Source organism: Acetobacter oryzoeni, assembly GCF_004014775.2.
GTDB classification, from domain to species: Bacteria; Pseudomonadota; Alphaproteobacteria; order Acetobacterales; family Acetobacteraceae; genus Acetobacter; species Acetobacter oryzoeni.
In genome coordinates this window covers 1,345,564-1,361,257 of sequence record NZ_CP042808.1, presented here as the reverse complement: position 1 = coordinate 1,361,257, position 15,694 = coordinate 1,345,564, and the positions used below count along the sequence as shown (strand labels likewise).

General features: G+C 49.3%; 12 protein-coding genes. 4 read left to right on the top strand and 8 right to left on the bottom strand.

Annotation, left to right across the window (positions count from 1 at the left end):
- Window positions 1-19 precede the first annotated feature (19 nt).
- The 3 genes from EOV40_RS06375 (at window position 20) to EOV40_RS06365 (ending at window position 3,478) form a co-directional block, all read left to right on the top strand.
- Window positions 20-1,147 (top strand): Gfo/Idh/MocA family protein, encoded by a 1,128-nt coding sequence (locus EOV40_RS06375; RefSeq protein WP_128105379.1) that lies wholly within the window; start codon window positions 20-22, stop codon window positions 1,145-1,147.
- A gap of 49 nt (window positions 1,148-1,196) precedes the next feature.
- Window positions 1,197-1,760 carry a VOC family protein gene (locus EOV40_RS06370; RefSeq protein ID WP_167506851.1) on the top strand — a complete coding sequence of 188 codons (564 nt, stop codon included), beginning with the start codon at window positions 1,197-1,199 and terminating at the stop codon, window positions 1,758-1,760.
- A 236-nt stretch (window positions 1,761-1,996) separates the two neighbouring features.
- Window positions 1,997-3,478 carry a sugar porter family MFS transporter gene (locus EOV40_RS06365; protein ID WP_244297022.1) on the top strand — a complete coding sequence of 494 codons (1,482 nt, stop codon included), beginning with the start codon at window positions 1,997-1,999 and terminating at the stop codon, window positions 3,476-3,478.
- Between the two features lie 56 nt (window positions 3,479-3,534).
- Here the strand turns inward: EOV40_RS06365 and iolG are convergent, their stop codons facing one another.
- The 8 genes from iolG to EOV40_RS06325 form a co-directional block, all read right to left on the bottom strand.
- Entirely contained in the window at window positions 3,535-4,542 is a 1,008-nt protein-coding gene (iolG, locus tag EOV40_RS06360) for an inositol 2-dehydrogenase (protein ID WP_128105377.1), read from the bottom strand.
- A gap of 131 nt (window positions 4,543-4,673) precedes the next feature.
- On the bottom strand, window positions 4,674-5,867 hold the full coding sequence (locus EOV40_RS06355) for an MFS transporter (protein WP_128105376.1): 1,194 nt from the start codon (window positions 5,865-5,867) through the stop codon (window positions 4,674-4,676).
- A 206-nt stretch (window positions 5,868-6,073) separates the two neighbouring features.
- The gene (locus tag EOV40_RS06350) at window positions 6,074-7,330 is read right to left on the bottom strand and encodes a c-type cytochrome (RefSeq protein WP_128105375.1); all 1,257 of its coding nucleotides are present in this window, start codon (window positions 7,328-7,330) and stop codon (window positions 6,074-6,076) included.
- 2 nt (window positions 7,331-7,332) lie between these two features.
- Entirely contained in the window at window positions 7,333-9,108 is a 1,776-nt protein-coding gene (locus tag EOV40_RS06345; protein WP_128105374.1) for a GMC family oxidoreductase, read from the bottom strand.
- Between the two features lie 78 nt (window positions 9,109-9,186).
- Window positions 9,187-9,771, bottom strand: a complete 585-nt coding sequence (locus EOV40_RS06340) for a gluconate 2-dehydrogenase subunit 3 family protein (protein ID WP_244297021.1) — start codon at window positions 9,769-9,771, stop codon at window positions 9,187-9,189.
- 275 nt (window positions 9,772-10,046) lie between these two features.
- Window positions 10,047-11,246 carry an SMP-30/gluconolactonase/LRE family protein gene (locus tag EOV40_RS06335; RefSeq protein WP_128105372.1) on the bottom strand — a complete coding sequence of 400 codons (1,200 nt, stop codon included), beginning with the start codon at window positions 11,244-11,246 and terminating at the stop codon, window positions 10,047-10,049.
- Window positions 11,247-11,296: 50 nt separating this feature from the next.
- Window positions 11,297-12,670 carry an MFS transporter gene (locus EOV40_RS06330; RefSeq protein ID WP_456304290.1) on the bottom strand — a complete coding sequence of 458 codons (1,374 nt, stop codon included), beginning with the start codon at window positions 12,668-12,670 and terminating at the stop codon, window positions 11,297-11,299.
- Between the two features lie 161 nt (window positions 12,671-12,831).
- Window positions 12,832-13,749: a LysR family transcriptional regulator gene (locus EOV40_RS06325; RefSeq protein ID WP_128105371.1), complete on the bottom strand. Its 918-nt coding sequence runs from the start codon at window positions 13,747-13,749 to the stop codon at window positions 12,832-12,834.
- 124 nt (window positions 13,750-13,873) lie between these two features.
- Between EOV40_RS06325 and araD the strand changes: the two genes are divergently transcribed.
- A complete protein-coding gene (gene araD / locus EOV40_RS06320) occupies window positions 13,874-15,652 on the top strand; it encodes an L-arabinonate dehydratase (protein WP_128105370.1) in 1,779 nt (592 codons plus the stop codon).
- The last annotated feature ends 42 nt before the right edge of the window (window positions 15,653-15,694 follow it).

Below are 15,694 nucleotides of genomic sequence, written 5' to 3'. Positions count from 1 at the left end.
ACTTCATGGAGGAATGACCATGCATCAGCTTATCCATGACAAAAAGATTCGCTACGCGGTAATTGGGTGCGGGCAAATCTCTCAGCAGTCTTTTATTCCCGGTATTGCGCGGGCCACCAATTCTACCTTGGCCGCCTTGGTAACCGGCGACATGAAGAAGGCAGAAGCGCTTGAAGCCCGCTATGGTGTGCGGGTGTGGCATTATGATGAACTCCCCGACCTTCTGGCATCGGGAGAGATTGATGCAGTCTATCTGGCAACACCAAACGGGCTGCACAGGCAATATGCGGTTCCGGTGCTGGAGGCAGGGTTACATCTTCTGCTTGAAAAACCCATGGCAACCAGTGTGGAGGATTGCGAGGCAATTCTGCAGGCTCAACGTATCGGCGGAGGCAAGCTTATGATTGCCTACCGGCTGCATTGTGAGCCGGGAACGGTGGAACTGGTATCACGCTGCCGTAATGGGGATTTTGGAACCCTTGTCGGTTTCAGTTCGGTTTTTGGGCAGGATGTATCGCAATCAAACCATCGTGCCCATGGCGGTTACTGGTCGGGCCCGGTGCCGGATCTTGGCAATTATCCTATCAATGCAGTCCGCCACATGTTTGGGGCTGAACCCGTGGAGGTTACAGCAGTTGGTGTATGCACGCCAGACCGGGACTTCAATTTTGACGATACGGTTTCGGTCATACTGCGGTTTGCTGATGGGCGGATTGCAGATTTTACGGTCAGCTATGCCTGCGCGCCAGTAGAAGGCCTAACCCTTTTTGGTAGCCGTGGCAGTGTGAAAGTCGGCCCATGTTATACTTTTGGTTCATCTGTCGCCATTACGTACAGCACGTTGATTGACGGAAAAAAAGACCATCACACTTATGGCCCCGTTGAGCAGTTCGGGGGAGAAACCTTTTATTTCTCGGAATGTATCCTGAATGACCGCAACCCCGAACCAGATGGGGAGGATGGATTGCGTGATGTACGTGTTCTGGAAGCTGTGGAAGCCGCACTCATTACCGGAAAACCTCAGTCTCTGCCGCCTCTTGCTGCGCGGGAGGGGATACAGCGGGAGCAGATGGTCATTCTGCCGCCCGTCGAAGATGAACCTTCGGATAGCGACTTGATCGGCGTGATGGCGCAAGCTGTTTCATAATCCAGAACCATGTGGCCTTATTTATGTAAGGGCAAAAATGATGACATCAATGACTTGTCCCCGGCCGCTTAATCACATCGGTATTAGTGTGCCGGATATCGACCGTGCCATTGCATGGTATGGAGAGGTTCTAGGGTATCGGCTGTTCAGTGGTCCTTTTGATCTGGTTGCCAACCCGCCAGTTGTCGCGCAGTTTCAGGATGCGTTGGGGGAGCGGTGCAAGCATGTGCGCATCGCACATCTTTCAACTGGGGGCGGAGTGGGTATTGAGCTGTTTCAGCCTGTCTTGCCTGCCACGTTGGCAAACACCACTGATATCAGGTTTGATCAATCTGGCCCTTTCCATATATGCGTCACCGATCCGGATATAGACGGTCTGATCAATAAGATTGTTGCAACCGGAGGTAGCCAGATTTCACAGATATGGGATGATCGTCCGCCATCTGGAATTTACAGGATGGCGTACTGTCGTGATCCCTTTGGCACCATTATCGAAATTCACACACATTCCTACGAAATTGTTCAGGGATGGCGCGTTCTGGAAAGTAAAGGGGGAATAGAGAGTTCTAATACTCCCGATTTCGAAATGGAGGATATGAAATCTCCCCTGTAATTCCCAATTCAGAGGTGCTCTTGCTGCCTATAAAACAGTGTTTGGCGATGTAACAAAGCACTGAATCTGGATTTTGGGTTTCTGGATAGCACAGGCCGTAGGCATAGTTTTTCGGAAAAATCTTCTACCACGCAGCGTATCCTACGGTCGGATTCATTGAAAGGCGCAGGAAGTATCTCCGCGTCACTCTGCTGAAACAGAACAACAAGAACAAATACCTGTTGGAGTGGTAAAAAATGAAAAGATCCTTAAAAGATATCATGTTTGTCCAATCGGATAAACATGATGTGGGTTACGTGCTGCGAATATGCGCAATTGCAGCGTTGGGTGGCATTCTGTTCGGTTATGATACAGCCGTCATTTCAGGCGCAGTGGGGTCCTTGCAGTCTTATTTTCACCTATCCCCGGCAGAAATTGGCTGGGCAGTTTCCAACGTTCTGCTTGGCTGTATTTTGGGAGCAGCTGTTTCGGGCTGGCTGGCAGACCGCTTTGGTCGTCGCCCAACATTGGCCGTTTCCGCCGTGCTGTTTACGGCCTCTGCAATTGGGGCAGCGTTGGCGACAGGTTTTACATGGTTTGTAATCTATCGCTTTATTGGTGGGGTTGCAGTAGGTGTGGCATCTTCCATTTCCCCCATGTACATGTCGGAAGTTTCTCCAAAAGACATGCGAGGGCGAGCGCTTTACATGGAATCTTTTGCCATTGTAGGGGGGCAGTTGGCAGTATTCATCGTCAATTACTTGATCGCACGAAGCGCCAGTGAAGTGTGGCTGACAAATGTGGGATGGCGATGGATGTTAGGTTCGGAAGTCATTCCATGTATTGTGTTTTGTATCGCGATTTTCTTTATGCCTGAATCCCCGCGCTGGCATGTTTTGCGCGGACGTGATGATGATGCAATGCGCACGCTCACCCGTATTTCCAATGAACGCCATGCACAATCAGTTCTGACAGAAATTAAAGAATCACTGGAACATAAAATTGAAACATCTGAATTGGGGCGCGCTGTTGCCTCAAAGGGGGCGCGCTGGATTATTTTTGTGGGAGCATCAGTTGCCATGCTGCAGCAACTGACAGGTGTAAACAGCATGATGTACTACGCTCCGCTGGTACTGGGTTCAGTGAGTGGCAGTGTGCAAAATGCTTTGTTTCAAACCATCTGGATCGGGGTGGCTTCCGTATCGGGTGCGGTACTGGGAAGCTGGGTTATTGATCACAAGGGGCGGCTGCCACTGTTCCGCTTTGGGTCAATCGGTATGATTATTGGTTTGCTGCTGGCCTCTTGGGCACTGTATACGCAAACCCAAGGATATGCCGCTTTGGCCGGCATGTTGGTTTATATGCTGCTCTTTGGTCTGTCATGGGGGCCGCTGACATGGGTGCTGATTGCCGAGATATTCCCCAATCGGATCCGTGGCGTGGGTATGAGCATTGCCGTGTCGGCTAACTGGGTGATGAACTTTATTGTCAGCCAGCTTTTCCCAATGATCGCGCAAAATCAGAGGCTGGATTCGCTTTTTCATGGTGCGCTGCCGATGTGGCTTTTTGCACTTTTCACACTTTTTTCATGGTGGTTTGTAGAACGGTACGTGCCGGAAACAAAAGGCATTGCACTGGAGAAGATCGAAAGCGTTATGCTCACGCCAAAACGTCAACGCGGGACTGGGCCATTGACCGCTTCGAAAGAAGGTTTGACGGATATTCCCATTCAAAAATGAATATATTTTATCGGCAGGTTTGGCCATGCGGTTTCTGCCGCATGGCCAGAATGTGATTATCCTATTTCGCTCACATCCACGATACGTCCTTCCTGCAGTGATTTTAAAGCTGCTTCAGCAAGAACCAGCGCCTGTCTTCCATCATGATAGCTTACAGCAACGGGGCTACCGTTTTCCACGGTATCTACAAAGGCATCAATCTCTGCATCAAAAGCCTCGCGGTAGCGTTCAATAAAAAAGTTTAGCAAGGGAGCCGCCTGGCCAGTAAATGAGCTGCCAGAGAGGACCATATGATGCGAACGACGGTTTTCAGAAACAGCCATTCCGAGGCTACCAAAAGCTTCGACACGCTGATCGTAGCCATATGTTGCTTCACGCGAATTCATCAAGATGACCTGTTTGCCCGAATGTGTTGTCATCACAACAGTGATGGTATCTTCATCATCTAGCACGTTCATAAGGGTAGGGGCAGCAAGGCGTGATCCTACTGCAAATACGCGTGCAGGTTCCTCACCCAGAATGTAACGGGCCATGTCAAAATCATGGATTGTCATATCCCGCAAGATCCCACCGGACTTTTCCAGATAGGCTTGTGGCGGAAACCCTGGATCACGTGACGTAATGATGAGTTGGTGTAGTTTTCCTATACTGCCGTTATGAACGGCCTCAAACACAGCCTTATGTCCGGGATCGAAACGCCGCACAAAACCGATTTGAACCGGCAGGGATGTATGCGCTATGGCTGCGGCACAACGATCTACGCGCGTAAGGCTGAGATCAATCGGTTTTTCGCAGAGCACGGGTTTGCCTGCTGCAATCGCCTGTTCCAACAGGTCCGCATGGGTATCGGTCGCTGTTGCGATCAGCACCGCATCCACATCAGGTGAGGCAAAAACCTCGGATGCAGATGCCATCACTGGTGCACCGGTTATGGCGGATACAGCCTGTGCGGCTGCATGGTTGATATCATACACTGCTGTAACCCGTGCTTTTGCATGCGCCGCAATATTGGCGGCATGCATGGCGCCGATACGACCGCAGCCTAGAACTCCAATTCCAAGCATGAGAGATCTTCCTGATTTGATATGTTATTTATAAAAGAGGATACTGATACATAAGTTTTCAGTATTAAGGAAAACAGATTGAACTCTTTGTCTGTTCCCTTCCTCCCTACAAAAAAGTGGGTGGGAAGGTTTTACTGTTCCGTCGGGGTTGTCATCCGCCATGCTGCTCGTGCAAGTACTGTGCTGGTTACGGCCACCAGACTGATCAGAATAGCACAGCAAAGCCAGCCGTGATGGACATACAGGGAGGCAGGGGCAACAGCCCCGATACTGCCACCCAGATAATAGCATGTGAGATAGAGGCCTGTGGCCGCAGACCGACCACTTCTGGCATGTCGGGCAGTATAACCGGTGGCACAGGATTGTCCGGCAAAAACGGCCATGCAGGAGAGAGCCAGCCCGACTATGATAGAAGGCAGATAGGCGGAAAGTGTCAGGGCAATTCCGGCAATTCCGGCGATCTGTGAGAGCAGAAACGCCTGCGTTCGCCCGATTATGCCGATCAGACGCCCGAAGAAGGGCGTGACTGTAACAGGCAGAAGGAAGACCACAAACAGGGCACCAACTTCAATTGAGGTCAGGCTGAACGGTGGAGCTGCCAGACGCAGGCTCAGATAGGTAAAGGATGTGACCTGCTGAAACAGCAGGCTAGCCCCGACAAAGCATGTGGCGAGCAGCCGCCAGTCCCTCACTCCCTTTGCGACATTCCGCAAACTGTTTCCAAGAGACGCACTGGCTTTGAACCGACGCTCCGTGGGCACACAGAATACTGTGAGCGCAAGCACTGGCACCAGAAGAACCGCAAAAACCACAAAAGTGGAGAGCCAGCCGGTGAAGGACGCAGCAGCACCAGCAAGAAACCGCCCACAAAATCCACCAAATGCCGTGCCCGCCACATATACGCCGTTCATGGTGGTTGCCGTGCGCCCGGACCACTCCTCGGCGATGTATGCAAGAGCGGCAGTAAAGATGAAGGGCACCAGCAACCCTTGCGCAAATCGCAGGGAAAGCAGAGCGGTAAAATCCCATGCCAGAGCGCAGGAGGCGGTTGTGAGGATCAGTCCGACAAGGGCCACCACCATAACACGTTTGCGGCCGAAGCGATCGGATATGGCGCCTGCCAGCGGGGCAGCAACTGCGACACCCAGTGTGGAGGTGCTGATTGTCCAAGTACTTGCACCAAGGCTGACACCAAACCGGCGGGCGATGTCGGGCAGGATGGGTTGCGTGGCGTAGACGTTTAGGAGCGCACAGCTACCTAAAGCGAAAAGGGCCGCCATTTGTCGAAATGGGGCAGCGGTGTCCTTAGCCACTACATTGCTCATTGCTTGAGAACCTTTGAACGGTTCATAGTCCGTCTTGCCGGTTAAAGCGTTTAGGCCGTTGGCTGTGAGGGACCTGTGCGCGAAAGCCGGATCTTGTCATTTTTATGATGAGTTACTGCCTGTATGAACGAATAAAAGACGTGGAGGGTTTTAAAACCCTCCATTTTCTACTGATTTGAATAGAACAGAGATTAAGAGAATGTGTGTTAGCGTAAGGTTGCCGGTTGGGCGCCAATGGCAGCCCTTGCTTTATTGACATCGGTTGCGGAAACGGCTTGTGCAGCATTTCCCCAGCTATTGCGGATGTAAGTTAGAACATTAGCAATTTGCTGATCCTGCAATTTCCAATCAAATCCTGGCATTGCCGCGCCTGTAGGGTTTGCATGTGTTGCTGGCCCGTCTGTGCCTTTCAGCACAATATTCAACAGGCTATCTGGATTTTTAGCATTAATAGCTGAATTATTCCGAAGATCAGGAATCATATTTGATATCCCTGTACCATCGCTTTTATGGCAGGCACTACATTCTACAATAAATTCATGTTGTCCGGCTTGCACCTGTTCGTTAGACGTTGGAAGAGGTGCAGGGATTGTAATGTTGCGTGGTGGTAAAGATTTAAAATAAACTGCAATCGCATGCAGATCTGCATCGGTGAGGTGCTGTGTGGAATTGACGATTGTTTCCGTCATGGGCCCGTATGCAGCGGTATAGCGGTTAGTGCCGCTTCGCAAATATGCAACAATGTCTTCTATAGTCCATCGACCAAGACCAATATGGGCATTGTTGGTGAGATCTGGCGCGTACCATCCCTGAAGCGATGCGCCCTGGAACGCATCTTTTGTATCACCCCCAAAAGCATTTTTGGGGGTATGGCATGTTCCACAATGTTCCAGACCCTTAACCAGATAGGCACCGCGATTTACGTCTGCACTTTTGGTAGGATCAGGCACAAATGCAGAATTGTTAAAGAATAAAAGATTCCAAAATACCAGCAAGGCCCGAATATTATACGGGAAAGGAAGTTTGTTGCTTTCTACCTTGTTATGAACAGGCGCTATTGTTTGAATGTATGACCACAAATCAGCAATGTCAGTGTCGCTTATCTGAGCGTAAGCAGTATAGGGCATAGCGGGGTAAAGGTGCCCATTGGGGCCTTTGCCATGACGAACTGCATTATCAAACTGTTGGAATGTCCAGTTACCAATACCGGTTTCTTTGTCTGAAGTGATATTGCTGGTGGTAATAACGCCAAATGGCGTTTTCAGGTCAAGCCCACCGGCAAAAGGTTTGCCTCCTGCGGTGGTATGGCACGCAAGACAATCCCCGGCGATTGAGAGATACCGGCCGTGTTCTACATGTACGTTTTCAGCTTGCGCAGCATAAACGGGAAGCGCCGTAAGAGAAAAAATAATGCTATTGCGAAAACTGAGACGCACAGTACGCTGAAGCAGATTTCGTGTCATGATTACAGTCTCACCAATGGGCCAGGATTTTTGAGATACAGATCTGTAATGGCTTTTGCCGTCCACAGCGTTGTTGCGCCTACAGCAGCAGTTGGGTTGTATCCGGCATTATTGGGAAAGGAGGAGGCACCAATCACGAACAGATTGGGAATATCCCAGTTTTGCTGATAACGGTTTTGCACACTGGTTTTAGGATTTTCCCCCATGACCACTCCCCCTTGAACATGAGATGAATCCCACGGTGTGTAACCAGAATAGGGTTGGTCTGCCAATGAAACACCAGTAACTTCTCTAGCGCCCATTTCCTTGGCAATTTCTGCACATTTGTCTCGGATAAACCGACCAGACCGGCGGTCATTCTCGTTATAATCATATGTAATACGCAGCAGAGGTTGCCCAAACTTATCCTTGTAAGTTGGATCAAGGTCCATAAACTGTTCACGGTGTGCAAAGCTTGTGCCTTGCCCCTGAATTTGCGCATAATTCTGATATGCTTTCTGGAAAGCCTGTTTCCAGCCTTTTCCCCATTTGGGGCTACCTTCAGGAACAAGACCAGACATGCCAATTGGCAACCCTTGATTGCACAAGGATTGAATTCCGGCACCGCCTATAAATCCTAGTCCTGTATGATCAAAATTATCACCATTAAAATCGTCAATCTGTGTCGCCAAAGCTCCCGTATTCATGAATGGATTGAGGTATTCATTTTCAAAAAACATGAATGCCCAGGAGAGCGTTTGAAATGTAAATGCTCTTCCCACAACACCTTCTCCAGATACAGCATCATATGGGGTGCCAATACCGGATAAGAGCAAAAGCCGGGTGTTATCGAGCGTGAATGTGGCAACAATAACAATATCAGCGGGTTGTTCTCCAATATTGCCATCTGAATCTACAAACGTAACACTTGTAGCCGTTTTTTTATCTGGTGTCGTATTAATGCGAACAACTTCTGATTCCGTAACGACTGTAAAGTTTGGACGCTGCATAAGAACAGGAAGAATGCAGATATTGGGGCTAGATTTGGACCAGTTGCCACATCCATAAAGCTGGCAGTATCCACAATAGGTACAAGGGGCCAGATTGATGCCAAGTGCATTGGTGTAAGGAGCCCCAATCATGGCAGAAGGCACGGGAAAAGGCGTATAACCCAACCGTGTTGTTGCTTCTGCAAACAAAATATTGGCGCGCGTACGTTCTAGGGCAGGGGTTGGGTAAGGGCTGGTTCTGGACCCTTCAAACGGATTGCCCCCCGGCTGCTTTACACCATTGATAACACCAGCGGTGCCTGATGTTCCGGCAATTTTTTCGAAGCGATCATAGAACGGTTCCAGATCATCATAAGTAACGCCCCAATCTTGTAGGATAAGACCATCTACCAGTTGTTTGGCGCCATATCGCTCCATAATGCGGGTATATGGTTGGTGGTCAAAAGGCTGCCAGCGCCAGCTGGCACCAGCCCAATGTGTTCCGGCCCCTCCAACGTTATTGCCTAAAGTCAGGTTATGGTATTTGCGTAAAGGAAGCGCTGTTTCGCCCGGTTTATTTCTAACCGTATAGGTTTCTGTAACCGGCGCTTGAAGGATTTCCTTACGGATAGACCCACTTAGCTCATCCGGATTTCGTGTTGTGGGAAAGCTCGTTGATGTTTCACGCCACGCACCGCGTTCGATGGCAACAACATTCAATCCTGCACGGGTAAGCTCCTCGGCCATTGTAGAACCAGACCACCCTAGACCGACAATTACAACATCAGCTTTTGGTCTTTTATAATGCATTTGGCTGCACCTTATTTTTATTACTTTGTGAGGATATGCTGAGTATTATTTTTCAGGCAGCAGATCGGTGTGGAGTTATTACCCAGTCCGCAAAAGACTAACGGGTTGCACATCAATCTTTTGACCGCGTTTGGAGACAATCCAGTCACGGTAATCATAAACTGCACCAGGAAACCCTATAAGCTTCCATCCAACCATATCGCGATTACCACCATACATTGGGTCGGCCAGGTACCCCTCACGTACGTTTTGAAGTAGAAGGGTAAAGAAATCTTTGGTTTTGACGGTTTCAAAATCAATCGTTCCGTCTTCCATTCCCTCAAGAAATGCGACTTTTTGTTCTTCTGTTAGATTCAGAAAGGGATGACCAAATTTTTTCTGGCTGACGTTATTGAGTTCTGCCAAGCCCTTCCGATAGATTTCTGCTGGTGTTGCAATGCTTTGTGGCCCTTGTTGCGGCAGACCTTCCACAACGGGCCCCAGCTTGTAATCCTTTGCGGCTGAACCATAGGGGCCTGCAAGTTGATGATCAAGAAATGTCACACATCCGGCTTCGGTGGCGCCTATACCAAGTTCATCAGCAGGTATAAGAACATCAAATACTGCCCCAACCAGCTTTGCCTCATCTGGTGTAAGATAAACCAACTTGCTGGAATCAACCACGGATAATGGGGGCGGGGGCTGTGCTTTCCAGCCGCCACTTCCTCCCACAAGTGTTTTTGAATAAGCAGGTTTATAAATAGAGGCCAGCGTGCTTGTTGCTAACAACACCAGCCCCCCCTTTAAAGCATCACGGCGTCTCATTACTATCGTCCTCTCTGGTTTTTCTTACCATTCACAACGCAGCAGAGTTTTTGTGCTTTCACCATTTCACTGATGAAAACAATTTTTTAGGAATGTCTTGGTAAAGTGTTTGTTTTCTAAATTTTCTGATGCCTTTAAAGGCCACTCACAACGTCACCTAGACGATGACCTTGCAGTGTTTCAGGAAGAGGAAAAGAAAGGCTGATAAAAGGTGGTTTTAAAGCGTTTACACCTGCATTATTTGTAGGCAGCCGTTCGGTTTGAGGAATAGGCACCAGCATTTTGCGATCGGCGGTAATAAATAGCGCATCACCATCAACCAACCGAGAATCTTCAAACAACACAAGTTTCTTTTTCTCTGGTGTCAAAACAATAATTTGCCCTTGCTCTGCATCGGCAAAATAGAAATTGTTCAGTGTATCAATCGCCGTGCCCATCATGGTTGGCATATCGATAACTGTTTCAATTTGCGCAGCGCGCTGAGCATCTGTTTGACTATCATCCAAAAGGGCCGAGGTGGGAATACGGCGTAGCGGCCCGATAGGAGTGGAGAAGTAAAACCATTTACGGTCTGCTGTAATTTCCAACATATCCGAATGAACAAGAGGACGCTTGCCATTCTTGTCACGGAACACATGGCCGTCACGTCCGATCATGGGTTTACTGTATGTTGCCCGTAATAATGGATGCTCAGAAAGCCGCCTTACCGTTTTTCCGCTGCGCATATTATAAATAATAATGCCACCTAAACCGGAATCTGTGATGAACATCAGATCTCCAGCAATGCGCAAATCATTCATTGCCGCGCCAGTAGGCAGAATATCTTTCCCCCAACGCAAAATCTGCAGCACTTTGCCGGTTTTCGGGTCAAGCTGAACCAGCTTTTGGCCGCCATCTACTGTGCTGCCTGTAGAGGGGTCTATACCTTGATCAACCACCCACAAGGTATCATCACTGAAAATATGCAGGCCGTTTATCATAATGAAAGCATTGGCTGGATCAGCACCCTGCTTCCACTGGTTCCATGTTCCTCCAGGAAAAGGTTGAAGTGTTCCATTGGAAGATACACGAAAGACACCGGGGGTATCATTCATGCCTTCCCATCGTGGAGCCCCCAAAAATACTGTGCCATTTTGTGTTGCAGCAATGGCGTTACACAGATAACGCGGGGAAGATGCAATAACAGTTGCGTGTAAATGCGGGGGAAGATTTGCAGCCACAGCACGTGAAATGCCGATTGTGCCAATACTGCTTAACGCAATGCCCCCAGCAAGACTTTTGAGAGCATGTCTCCGAGAAAAAGCATGATTTGAGAGAGTGATGTTGCTGATCATGTTGGTCTCTTCTTTTTATTGTTTTTAGAATTTCACGAGAGAACAGCGTTTTAGGAAGGAAGTGAGAGCCTTCTTATTTTTCCGACAACGAAGAGGTAGAGCACAATTGCCACAATGCAGTGTGCCGCCACAAAAAGAAGCGCGCCATCATAAGATTTGGTCCACGCTACAATGTATCCAATTACGATTGGTGTTACGATACCTGCAATATTTCCAACGCCATTGAAAATGCCCGCCGCCAGACCGGGGGTTTCTTTAGGGGCAATATCGGAAATAACAGCCCAACCAATGGCCGCAATTCCTTTTCCGAAGAAGGCAATGGACATCACGGCGACAATAAGCCACCCAGACTGAATAAAGTTACAAAGACAAATGGTTGATGCAGTGGCCATACCAAGTATGTAAGGGGTTTTGCGGGCAACATTTTCGGAATGTCCTGCACGCAGTAGCTTATCAGATAGCGCGCCCCCAAAAATTGCGCCTACAAGGCCGCATAACGCAGGAACACTGGCAGCAAACCCGGTTGCAGTAAGAGAGAAGCCGCGGGATTGATGCAGATACAGGGGAAACCATGTCAGGAAGAAATACAGAAGAGCCGTAATGCAGTACTGACCACCATAAACACCCAAGAGTGTTCTGTTGGTAAGCATGAAACGAATTTGTTGGCCAGTAAGGGTTTGCTTGGCCCGAGTAGCGCGGTCATCAATATCTACAAGTGCTCCACCAGCGCGCATATACGTAAGCTCAGCAGCATTCACACCGGGGTGTTGGGCGGGAGGATACATTTTGATCAGCCATAGAATGGCCAGTATCATGCCTAAAGCGCCCATTAGGCTAAAAATGTATTGCCAACCGAAAGTTTGGGTAACCCAGCCCATAAGTGGAGCAAAGAATGCAACCGCTACATACTGCGCCGAATTGAAAATGGAAGTGGCCAGACCACGTTCTGAGGTTGGGAACCAGCTTGATACAATACGGCTATTGGCCGGGAAAGTAGGGGCCTCCACAAGCCCAAGAGTGGCCCATAATAGGAAAAGTGTCGGGAAAATAAGAGTGTAGGGAATATAGGAAACACCAGCTATGGCCAACGTACAGACTGACCACGCAAAGAGACTGAACCCATAAACGCGAATGGAACCATAACGGTCCAGAAGCCAACCGCCCGGAATTTGGTTGAGAACATAGGCCCATCCAAAGGCGGAAAAAATGTATCCCATTGAAATGGGAGTTAGGCCAAGATCTTGCGAGATATTGGTGCCTGCAATCCCTAATGTAGCACGATCACCGTAATTGATCGCGGTAATAACGAACAGAAAGGCAAGAACACTATAGCGAACGGCACTCCGCTCTCCTACGCGGGATGTTTCGGGTGGTGCCGTAGCATGCGTGATAGCGGAGCTTGTTGGCTCTCTTGTTCTGATCACCCTGTTTTCTCCTTCAATGCGCGTTATCGGTCGACTTCACGCGATCTTTCTGAAAACAGGGAACGCACGATATGTATTTACGTCAAAATTAAACTTCGTATGGATTGATGCAGGATGCGCATTATTAGCTCTGACAACGCCAGGTTTATGCCGCAGATAGGTTATAAATTGCGGGGAAAAACAGGCACCGCATCTTTTGTAATTCTGCTCACAACAGCCATCACACTGGATAAAAGTGGGCTGTTGTCCTGTGTGCGATGGGCCATGTAAAGCTCGGCCTGAATATCATCTCCAAATGCCAGAGGACGGCAGATAACATTTTCGATACCAAGCCGCGCTGCGGATTCGGGAATCAATGCCATACCCACTCCAGTTTTCACCATGGAAAGAAGCGCGTGAATCTGTGTTAGACGGTGTATAAGCCGTGGCTGGATGTTTGCGCTCACAAGTAACCGTTGCACAAGATCGTGAAAATAACCGCCACCTAGCACAGAATACATAATCAGATCCTGTCCTTCCAGATCCGTAGATGTGATGGCCATACGGTGTGCTAGTGGGTGATGAGCGGGCAAAGCCGCTACAATCCGTTCGTACCGAACGGGTTGAAATGTTACGTCTGTAGCCCCAAAGGGGGGGCGTACAAAGGCCAGATCAATGCGGTTTGATGCCAGCGCAGTAATTTGATCTCGCGTAATCATTTCTTCCAGAATCAGTTCGATATCGGGGTACTCATTCTGAAGGGCAGAAATCAGCCGTGGCAGGAAGTCGTAGCTGCTGGATGGCGTAAAACCAATGGCAATTTGCCCCAATGCTCCGCGTCCAGCGCGGCGAGCTGTGAGCATTGCGTCTTCTGCACTGCGGAGCAGGCGCCTTGCTTCGGGAAGAAAGACTATCCCTGCTTGAGTAAGGCGCACATTGCGGCTGGTGCGCTCTAACAAACCTACACCAAGCGTATGTTCAAGCAGTTGGATCTGCCTGCTAAGGGGAGGCTGCGTCATATTCAGGCGTGCGGCAGCTCGCCCAAAATGAAGTTCTTCTGCAACGGCTACAAAACAACGTACCTGAGTGAGCTGAAGCATCAATATCAATCCTATCTCAATCAATGCTGTATCTAAGTTGGACACTCTTCGTCTGTCACGTCCTAACTGAAGGCACAAACATCCTTTCTCTGTTCTGGGGACGGTGTGCAAGGAGAGTAATGGAATGACGAAAGATGCCGGAACTCAGCCGGATGTGGCCATAGATGCCCCCGAAAAGCGTAAGCTTAGAAGTGAGAGGTGGTTCGGTCCGGCCGATTTGCGCAGTTTTGGGCATCGTTCACGGGCAATGCAAATGGGGTATGATTCGAAAGATTGGGAAGGAAAGCCCGTTATTGCCATTCTCAATACCTGGTCTGATATCAACCCCTGCCATATGCATTTCAGACAACGTGCCGAGGACTTAAAGCGCGGTATATTGGAGGCCGGAGGATTTCCCCTGGAACTTCCAGCTATCTCATTATCCGAAAACTTCATGAAACCCACAACCATGTTGTACCGGAATATGTTGGCCATGGAGGCAGAGGAACTGCTGCGCGCATACCCGGTAGATGGGGCCGTGTTGATGGGGGGGTGCGATAAAACAACCCCCGGCCTTCTGCTTGGCGCAACAAGTATGGATATTCCAGCAATTTATGTACCAGCCGGCCCGATGTTGCGGGGAAATTGGCATGGAAAAGTGCTGGGTTCTGGCGCAGATTCCTGGAAATACTGGGATGAGCTGAGAGCTGGCACTATTACCCAGGAAGACTGGCAAGGTGTTGAAGAGGGTATTGCGCGCAGTGCCGGTACGTGCATGACAATGGGCACCGCAAGCACCATGACGGCAATTGCTGAAGCCATAGGTCTCTCATTACCAGGTGCGAGTTCAATACCGGCCGTGGATTCCAACCATATTCGTATGGCCAAGAGTTCCGGGCGGCGTATTGTCGATATGGTAAAAGAAGACCTGAGGCCATCAAAAATTCAGACAAAACCAGCATTTTTAAATGCTATTGCCGTTGCTATGGCCATGGGGTGTTCAACAAATGCCATCATCCACCTTATTGCCATGGCACGGCGGGCGGGGGTTGATCTCGGTTTGGATGACTTCGACCAAGCCAGTCGGACTGTGCCGGTTTTGGCAAATGTACGGCCAACTGGTCAGACCTATCTGATGGAAGATTTCTATTATGCGGGGGGTCTTGCCGCATTGATGAACCGTATTTCCGATTTTCTAACGCTCTCTTGCCTTACTGTAACTGGCAAGACGATTGGTGAAAATATCGGAAATATGGCGGTTTATAATGATGATGTCATCCGCCCGATCAACAATCCGGTGTTTACCGGAAAAGAAGGCGGAGCGCTGACAGTTCTGCGTGGGAATCTTGCGCCAGATGGGTGTGTTATGAAACCTGCGTGCTGTGATCCAAAGTTTCATAAACACAGTGGACCAGCATTGGTTTTTGATGATTATCCTACAATGAAAAAAGCGATTGAAGATGAAACGCTGGATGTCACCCCAGACCATGTTCTGGTGCTGCGTAATGCGGGCCCTTTAGGTGGGCCGGGAATGCCGGAATGGGGCATGTTGCCGATCCCTAAAAAACTGATCAAACAAGGTGTGCGTGACATGTTGCGCCTCTCGGATGCTCGGATGAGCGGAACCAGTTACGGAGCTTGTGTGCTGCACATTGCTCCAGAAAGTTACATTGGTGGTCCGTTAGCGCTTTTAAAAACGGGGGACATCATTAGCATTGATGTCGAACGCCGTTCGATTTCCATGGATGTTTCAGATGAAGAACTGGCTCATCGCCGTGCCAGTTGGAAGCCACCCAAACCGCGTTATGAGCGCGGCTATGGCTGGATGGCAGCCCATCACATGCGACAAGCGAATGAAGGGTGTGACTTCGATTTTCTTCAGACAGATTTTGGTGCTCCTGTGCCAGAACCTGTCATTTATTAACCCCAATCAACTGCAACCGCAGAGAAAAAATGCTGGAGATCC